The sequence below is a fragment of the uncultured Azohydromonas sp. genome, from assembly GCF_937926365.1.
Lineage (GTDB): Bacteria > Pseudomonadota > Gammaproteobacteria > Burkholderiales > Burkholderiaceae_C > Azohydromonas.
Window position 1 is genome coordinate 1 of sequence record NZ_CALAOH010000160.1, and the last position, 6,527, is coordinate 6,527.

The following is a 6,527-nucleotide window of genomic DNA, read 5'->3' on the forward strand; positions in this document are numbered from 1 at the left end:
CGCGGTTGGTGTACTTCTTGGCGATGGAGATCACCAGGCGCAGGTTGGCCTCGATCATCTCCTTCTTGGCGTCGCGAGAGCTCTTCTCGCCCTCGTTCATCTTCTTGTTGATCGCCTTGAGGTCTTCCAGCGGCACCACGGCGCGGTTCTGCACGTCCACGAGCTTTTGCTGCAGCTCCTGGATCGCGGGCAGGTTGCGGCCCAGCACGGCGCTGTAGTTCTTGCCCGCGGCCACCTCGTCCTCGGCCCACTTCAGGTCCAGGGCGCGCGGCGGGAAGGTCTTGATGAAGTGCTCCTGCGGCATGCCGCACTTGTCCACGACGATGCGGCGCAGCTCGCGCTCGTAGCGGCGCACGTCATCGACCTGCGAGCGCAGCATGTCGCACAGCTTCTCGATGGTCTTGACGGTGAAGCGGATCGTCATCAGCTCGTTGCTGATGGCGTCCTGCGCCTTGACGTAGGCGGGCGACTTGTAGCCCTTGGCGCCTTCCTTCTCGCAGACCTTGCGCAGCTCCTGGAAGTGCGCGCGGATGCCCTCGAACTTCTCCAGCGCCGCGCGCTTGAGCTCTTCGAGCTTCTTGGTCAGCGCCTTGGAGCCGCCCTGGCCGTCGTCGTCGTCCTCTTCGTCGAACTCGTCGAAGTCTTCCTCGGCGACGTAGTCGTCAGCCTCGTCCTCGGCCACGAAGCCGTCCACCACCTCCGAGATCGCGATCTCGCCGGCAGCGATCTTGTCGGCCATGGTCATGATCTCGGCGATCGTCGTGGGCGACTCCGAGATGGCCAGCATCATGTCCTGCAGGCCCTTCTCGATGCGCTTGGCGATCTCGATCTCGCCCTCGCGCGTGAGCAGCTCCACCGTGCCCATCTCGCGCATGTACATGCGCACCGGGTCGGTGGTGCGGCCGAACTCGGAGTCCACCGTGGACAGCGCTGCCTCGGCGGCCTCCTCGGCCTCTTCCTCGGTGGCGGTGGTGGTGGCGCCGCCGGCGATCAGCAGCGTGGCGGCATCGGGCGCCTGCTCGTACACGGCGATGCCCATGTCATTGAGCATCGAGACGATGGCTTCCAGGATCTCCGCCTCCACCAGCTTCTCGGGCAGGTGGTCGTTGATCTCCTGGTGCGTCAGGAAGCCGCGCGTCTTGCCCATCTTGATGAGCGTCTTGAGCTCCTGGCGGCGCTTGGCGACTTCCTCTTCGGTCAGCGCGGTTTCGTCCAGACCGAACTCGCGCATCAGCGCGCGCTCCTTGGCGCGGCTGACCTTCATGCGCAGCGGCTTGGCCTTGGGCTTGTCGACGGCGGCGGTGTCGTCGGCGGCGGCGGCTTCGACGCCGGTGTCGGCCTCGGCGGCCTCCGCATCGACCTCACCTTCGAGCTCGGCATCGATGTCGCTGAAGTCTTCCTCGGCCTCTTCCTTCTCGGCGGCCTTGGGTTTGCGACCGCGCTTGGCCTTGTCCTCGGCAGCAGGCGCGGCAGCCTTGGCCGCCTTCTTCTTGGCAGCAGGCTTGGTGGCCTTGGCGGCAGGCTTCTTGTCCTCTTCCTGGTCGTCTTGGACAGGCGCGGTCTTCTTGGCGGTCATGCAATTCCTCGGATGGTGAAAGCGTCAAACGTCCGACCTTCTCAGGGCGAGCACATGGCGTGCGCACGCCACCAATGGGTACGCACCGACGCACGGCCGGTTTCGCGGTCTGTGAAAGGCTCGGGCGGGCAAGCTCGCGTGGACTTCGGGAATAGCGCAGCCCTGGGCGGAGATATGGCCTGTTCTATGACCCCGTGTCGCGGGTGGCCGGATCCGGTATCCAATGACGCTGCTGTCACTCTTGCCGCTGATAACGAACCCTCAATTATCCCCCATATGGGGGCGAAGGTCAAAAATCAAGGCTTTGTCAAGCCCGAAAAAGTGTCAGCCGGCAGCTTCGGTGCGCTTGCGGATTTCGCGTACCTGCTTATCGAGCTCAAGGTAGCGGGTCCGAGCGCTCGCCTGTTCCTGTGCGTCGCCCGCCTTGCCTTCCACGAAGAGGGTTAGGGCGCGCATCTCGGCTTCAAGCTCTTGGCGATGTAGCTCATCGAGCTTTCGCTGCAGGTCTGCCAGCGTCTCTTCGCCAGGCTCGTCGTCCGGTAGCGCATTGCGCGCCTCCTCTGCCAACGGATCCTGCTCCAGGGCCACGCGCAACGCGGCCCACGGACGTGGTCCGTGCTCGTGCAACTCGCGCTCCAACCAAGCCACCAGCGCGCTATAGGGGGCGGGCAGGTCGTGCAGCAACTCGTGCATCTGTGGCGAGAGTTCGTCCCACCACTCGGCATGCGACAGCAGCATTTGCAGCGCCACATCTTCAGGCCGCTTCGTCGCCAGCCGGCCGCCGCGGCGCGAGGCTTGGCGCGGGCGGTGGAATCCCGGCGCGGGCAGATCCACCCCCGGCGCCGCCGCGGCCGGGGCCTCGCGTCGCGGCGCAGAGCGCGTGGCCGGATGCGCCTGCCACAGCGCCGTCAGCTCTTCCAGCGGCAGCGCGCCGCGGCGCGCCAGCTCGGCCAGCAGCTGCAGCCGCAGCGCGCCTTCGGGCAGCGCGCTCCACAGCGGTTTAGCTTGCGCCAGCATGCGCGCGCGCCCCTCGACGCTGGCGAGGTCGCAGTCCTGCGCCGCCAGCTCCAGCAGCTGCTGCGACAGCGGCACCGCCTGCGCCACGGCCTGCTCGAAGGCCTCGCGGCCGTGCTCGCGCACGAAGGAGTCCGGGTCGTGCTCCGGCGGCAGGAACAGGAAGCGGAAGGAGCGCGTGTCGGTGGCATGCGGCAGCGCCGCCTCCAGCGCGCGCGCCGCGGCGCGGCGCCCGGCGGCGTCGCCGTCGAAGGCGAACACCACCTGCTCCGTGAAGCGCAGCAGCTTGGCCACGTGCTCCGGCGTGCAGGCCGTGCCCAGCGTGGCCACCGCGTGCGGCAGCCCCAGCTGCGCCAGCGCCACCACGTCCATGTAGCCCTCGGTCACCAGCACGTAGCCGCTGTCGCGCAGTGCGCCGCGGGCCTCGAACAGGCCATAGAGCTCGCGGCCCTTGACGAACAGCGGCGTCTCCGGCGAGTTCAGGTACTTGGGCTCGCCCTTGTCGAGCACGCGCGCGCCGAAGGCGATGACCTCGCCCTTGACGCTGCGGATGGGAAACATGACGCGGTCGCGGAAGCGGTCGTAGCGCTTCTGCTCCGGGCCTTCCTCGCCCTGCACGATCACCAGCCCGGCCTCCACCAGCAGCGGGTCGTCGTAGCGCGGGAAGACGCTGGCCAGGCCGCGCCAGCCATCAGGCGCGTAGCCCAGCGCGAAGCGCGCGGCGATCTCGCCCGAGAGTCCGCGGCCCTTGAGGTAGTCGATGGCGCGCGGGCTGGCCTTGAGCTGCTTGCGGTAGTGCGCCGCGGCGCGCGCGAGCACGTCGGCCAGCGTGGCCTGGTGCTCGCGCTGCTGCGCGGCAAGCTCCTTGCGGTGCGGGTCGGTTTCGTCCTCCGGCACCGTCAGGCCCACCTGCTGCGCCAGCTCCTTGACGGCTTCGACGAAACCGAGCCCATGCTGCTCGGTGAGAAAGCGGATGGCGTCGCCGTTCGCCCCGCAGCCGAAGCAGTGATAGAACTGCTTGCTCGGGCTGACGGTGAAGCTGGGGCTCTTCTCGCCGTGGAAGGGGCACAGGCCGACGTAGTTGGCCCCCGTCTTCTTGAGCTGGACCTGGCGCCCGATGAGCTCCACGAGGTCCACGCGCGACAGCAATTCCTGAACGAAGCCGGGTGGGATCATCCGGCGAGTCTAGCCAAGCCCTGCGGCCTGCCGTCGCGATGGTCTCGCCCGCGCCGCGTGGTGGCCCGCATATCCAGCCCCGGCGTGAAAAATTGTTGAATTTCCGTGAAAAAGCCGCCTCGCGGGCGGCTTTTCAGGCAGTAATGGAACTGCAGTGTTGAAGAACTGCAATTAAAAGCGACCGCGTTCTCAAGCCGGCTGGGTAATCAGGAAATCCGACAGCTGTTTGCCTTCGGCGAGCGCCGCCTTGAGCCACTTGGGTTGCAGGCCGCGGCCCGTCCAGCTTTCACCGGTGGCGTCATTGCGGTATTTGGCCGCCACCTTGGCGCGCTTGCCCTCGCCATCGCCGGCAGAGCGCAGCCCGCCGCGGCCGGCCGTCAGATCCTGCGCCGACAAACCATGCTCGCTCATCAGCTGGCGGATCGTGGCAATGGCTTCGGCACGTTCCTGGCGCTGGGTTTCGGCAATTTGGCGCTCCAACTCGGCGCGCTGGTTCAGGAGTTCCTGCAGGCTGCTCAATTCAAGCTCCTCATTTGAATGATGTCGAGTCTGGAATATATCACTCCCAAGCAGTTCGGCGGGCACCACGCAATTGCCGGCTTATTGAAAGCAAAGCCGGGACAAACCGGGTTGAGCGAAATGCGCGGGAATGGCTGCGAAAAGCCGGCGCGGCCCGGCACAGGCGCAAACGACCGCAGATGGATATAAATCCGCCGGCGGACGCAATTGGAGGCGGGGAAGAAGGCGGCCGGCTCGGCCGCCCTTGAAAAACTCAGGCCGAGGGCGGCACGAAGCCCGTGGGCTGGTCGGCGCCTTCGCCGAAGAAGAAGCGCTCCATCTGCCGCGCCAGGTACTGGCGCGCGCGCGCGTCGGCCAGGTTCAGGCGGTTCTCGTTGACCAGCATGGTCTGGTGGCGCTTCCAGAGCTCGAAAGCTTCCTTGCTGACGTTGTCGTAGATGCGCTTGCCCAGCTCGCCGGGGTAGGGCGCGAAGTCGAGGCCCTCGGCCTCCTTCTTCAGGTAGATGCACTGAACCATGCGTGCCATGTCGGTTCTCCTTGGGGAATGTCGGTTTCAGGTGAGTTTCTTGACCAGCACGAGCGAGCGCCGGTCCCAGTTGTACTTGCGCTTGCGCGCCTCGGGGAGCCAATCCGGGTCCACCTGCTGGAAGCCGCGCTTGACGAACCAGTGCTTGGTGCGCGTGGTGAGCACGAAGATGCTCTCCAGCCCCAGCGCCTTGGCGCGCTGCTCCACGCGCTTGAGGATGCGCTCGCCGTCGCCCTGGCTCTGCACCTGCGGCGAGATGGTCAACGCGGCCATCTCGCCCGTGCGCGCCTCGGGGTAGGGGTACAGCGCCGCGCAGCCGAAGATCACGCCGTCGTGCTCGATGACGGTGTAGTTGGCGATGTCGCGTTCGATCTCCGTGCGCTCGCGCCGCACCAGCGTGCCGTCGCGCTCGAAGGGCTCGATGAGCTGCAGGATGCCGCCCACGTCGTCGCTGGTGGCCTCGCGCAGGCTCTCCAGCTTCTCGTCCACCACCATGGTGCCGATGCCGTCGTGGGTGAAGACTTCCATCAGCAGCGCGCCGTCCACCGAGAAGGGCAGGATGTGCGAGCGCTCCACGCCGCCGCGGCACGCGCGCACGCAGTGCTGCAGGTAGAAGGCGGTGTCGGTGGGCAGTGTCGGGCGCGGCAGCGAGGCCATCAGCCGCTCGGCCTCGGCCACCGACAGCTCGGTGTCGATGGCGCTTTCCGGGTCGTTGAGGTCCTCCCGGATGCCGGGCATCTCGGTGAGGAACAGCAGCTTGTCGGCCTGCAGCGCAATGGCGGTGGCCGTCGCCACCTCTTCCATGGCCAGGTTGAAGGCTTCGCCGGTGGGCGAGAAGCCGAAGGGGGAGAGCAGCACCAGCGTCTCGGAGTCGATGGCGCGGCGGATGGCGGCGGCGTCCACCTTGCGCACCACGCCGCTGTGCATGAAGTCCACGCCGTCCACGATGCCCACGGGGCGCGCGGTCAGGAAGTTGCCCGAAACCACGCGCACCGTGGCGTTGGCCATGGGCGTGTTGGGCAGGCCCTGCGAGAACGCGGCCTCGATCTCGAAGCGCAGCTGCCCCGCGGCCTCCTGCGCGCAGTCCAGCGCCACCTCGTCGGTGATGCGCAGCCCGTGGCTGAAGCGCGAGGTCTGGCCCTTGGCGGCCAGCTGCTCGTTGACCTGCGGCCGGAAGCCGTGCACCAGCACGAGCTTGATGCCCATGGCGTGCAGGATGGCCAGGTCCTGGGCGAACTGGTTGAGCTTGCCCGCGGCAATGGCCTCGCCGGCCAGGCCGATGACGAAGGTCTTGCCGTGGTAGGCGTGGATGTAGGGCGCGACCGCCCGGAACCAGGGAACGAAGGTGTGCGGGAAAACGAGGTCCACGGTGGGCATCAGCGGGAGGGCGGTAGGGGCGGACGAGGCCGGCGAGCAATCCGGAATTCTTGCATGGCGCTGAATCCGGGCACCCGTCGCGGGGTGCCCTTCACGCCGCCATGCACCGCTTCGGGCGCTTGACAGGGGCGCTTTCGCTTCCAGGGACTTGCAGTGCGCACGCGGGCCGCGGCGGGGCGGCTGGGGATAATCCCGCCCCGCGATGCCCCCCATGTCCGATTCCGATACCCGCTCCTCCGCCGCGCCGGCGCCCGCCCGCTCCAAAACCCCGGCGCCCGCGCCGGCGGCCCAGCGCCGTCCTGATTCCGGCCCCCGCCGCGGCGAAGCGGCGCCCGGCGC

Annotated in this window: 5 protein-coding genes; all 5 read right to left on the reverse strand. The window is 67.7% G+C overall.

What is annotated here, in order from left to right; all coding sequences use genetic code 11:
* On the reverse strand, positions 1-1,576 hold a 1,576-nt coding region (locus Q0741_RS16860; protein ID WP_298234358.1), incomplete at its 3' end, for an RNA polymerase sigma factor region1.1 domain-containing protein.
* A 324-nt stretch (positions 1,577-1,900) separates the two neighbouring features.
* The gene (gene dnaG / locus Q0741_RS16865) at positions 1,901-3,766 is read right to left on the reverse strand and encodes a DNA primase (RefSeq protein WP_298234359.1); all 1,866 of its coding nucleotides are present in this window, start codon (positions 3,764-3,766) and stop codon (positions 1,901-1,903) included.
* A 189-nt stretch (positions 3,767-3,955) separates the two neighbouring features.
* The gene (locus Q0741_RS16870) at positions 3,956-4,285 is read right to left on the reverse strand and encodes an H-NS histone family protein (protein WP_298234360.1); all 330 of its coding nucleotides are present in this window, start codon (positions 4,283-4,285) and stop codon (positions 3,956-3,958) included.
* A 253-nt stretch (positions 4,286-4,538) separates the two neighbouring features.
* Positions 4,539-4,811 (reverse strand): oxidative damage protection protein, encoded by a 273-nt coding sequence (locus tag Q0741_RS16875; protein WP_028999141.1) that lies wholly within the window; start codon positions 4,809-4,811, stop codon positions 4,539-4,541.
* Positions 4,812-4,838: 27 nt separating this feature from the next.
* Positions 4,839-6,179 carry an amino-acid N-acetyltransferase gene (argA, locus tag Q0741_RS16880; protein WP_298234361.1) on the reverse strand — a complete coding sequence of 447 codons (1,341 nt, stop codon included), beginning with the start codon at positions 6,177-6,179 and terminating at the stop codon, positions 4,839-4,841.
* Positions 6,180-6,527: the final 348 nt, after the last annotated feature.

Bases quoted from the DNA above. Each gene is read 5' to 3' on its own strand.
- Q0741_RS16875 (WP_028999141.1), bottom strand. From the start codon at position 4,811: ATGGCACGCATGGTTCAGTGCATCTACCTGAAGAAGGAGGCCGAGGGC.
- dnaG (WP_298234359.1), bottom strand. From the start codon at position 3,766: ATGATCCCACCCGGCTTCGTTCAGGAATTGCTGTCGCGCGTGGACCTC.